Origin of the sequence: Amphibiibacter pelophylacis (assembly GCF_037688875.1) — a bacterium.
GTDB lineage: Bacteria > Pseudomonadota > Gammaproteobacteria > Burkholderiales > Burkholderiaceae_C > Amphibiibacter > Amphibiibacter pelophylacis.
Genome location: NZ_JAWDIE010000043.1, coordinates 1 through 1,174 on the forward strand (window position 1 = coordinate 1; position 1,174 = coordinate 1,174).

Annotated in this window: 1 protein-coding gene; it reads left to right on the forward strand. The window is 66.1% G+C overall.

Annotation, left to right across the window (positions count from 1 at the left end; translation table 11 throughout):
* Positions 1-1,174, forward strand: a 1,174-nt coding sequence (locus RV045_RS14305) for a VCBS domain-containing protein (protein ID WP_423236466.1), incomplete at both ends; no start/stop codon positions are given.

The window sequence follows — 1,174 nt, forward strand, 5'->3', positions numbered from 1 at the left end:
CACCAAATCGACCGTGACCATCACCGTCAACGGCACGAATGACGCCGCGACCGTGACGGGAACGCAGACCGCGACCGTGACCGAGAGCAACGGCAGCAGCGTTGTGACCGCCCAGGGCACCGTCACCGTCAACGACGTGGATCGCGGCGAGAGTGGGGTGCGCGAGGGCACGTACACCGGCCAGTACGGCAAAATCGTCCTCGATGCCAACGGCCAGTGGACTTACACGCTGGACCAGTCCAAACCGGCCGTGACCGGCCTGAACGATGGCGGCAAGCTGACGGATACGGTGAAGTACTTCACCGCCGATGGCACCGAGCAGTCGATCACCGTGACGATCAACGGCAGCAACGCGCTGGCCAGCATCACCGGTACCGGCACGGGCACCGTGACGGAAGACACCGTGACCTCGGCCAGCGGCAAACTCACCGTCACCGACCTCGATGCCGGACAGGCCGCCATGGTCCCCGGCACGCAGACCGGCACCTACGGCAAGCTGGTCCTGCAGGCTGACGGCGCGTGGAAGTACGAGCTGGATGCGGCCAAATCGCAGCCCCTGAAGGGCGGCGAGACGGTCAGCGAAGTGTTCACCGTGTCCAGCGTGGACGGCACCAAATCGACCGTGACCATCACCGTCAAGGGCACCAATGACGCCGCGACCGTCACCGGCACGCAGACCGCGACCGTGACCGAGAGCAACGGCAGCAGCACTGTCACCGCCAAAGGCACCGTCACCGTCAACGACGTGGACCGGGGCGAAGGCGGCGTGCGCGAAGGCACGTACACCGGCCAGTACGGCAAGGTGGTCCTGGACGCCAACGGCCAGTGGACCTACACGCTGGACCAGTCCAAGCCCGCTGTGACCGGCCTGAACGATGGCGGCAAGCTGACCGATACGGTGAAGTACTTCACGGCCGATGGCACCGAGCACAGCATCACCGTGACGATCAACGGCAGCAATGCGCTGGCCAGCATCACCGGCACCGGCACCGGCACGGTCACCGAAGACACATCGCCGTCCGTCAGCGGCAAACTCACCGTCACCGACCTCGATGCCGGACAGGCCGCCATGGTCCCCGGCACGCAGAATGGCGCCTACGGCAAGCTGGTCCTGCAGGCCGACGGCGCGTGGAAGTACGAGCTGGACGCGGCCAAATCCCAGCCCCTGAAGGGT